At 70.3% G+C, this 236-nt stretch carries 1 protein-coding gene; it reads right to left on the reverse strand.

The features are described from left to right. Positions 1–7 precede the first annotated feature (7 nt). Positions 8–236 (reverse strand): 4Fe-4S binding protein (locus RZA33_RS19795; protein ID WP_317510077.1); only part of this gene is annotated, 229 nt, incomplete at its 5' end.

Genomic DNA, 236 nt, shown 5'->3' on the forward strand with positions numbered 1-236 from the left:
CCTCGTATTAGCGCAGGGCCGCCTGCACCATGTCCAGGATGGTCTGCTCCTCGAAGTTGTAAACCGACGCCGCGCCGGTGGGGCAGGCCACGGCGCAGGCCCCGCAGCCCTTGCACATCGCGGCGCGGACACTGGCCCGGAATTGCCCCGGCTCGACCTCCTCCACGGTGACGGCGTTGTAGGGGCAAGCCTGCTCGCATTCGCCGCAGCCGCGGCACAGGGCATCGTCCACCCGG

Origin of the sequence: Halovibrio sp. HP20-59 (genome assembly GCF_033052795.2) — a bacterium.
Classification (GTDB): Bacteria; Pseudomonadota; Gammaproteobacteria; order Pseudomonadales; family Halomonadaceae; genus Vreelandella.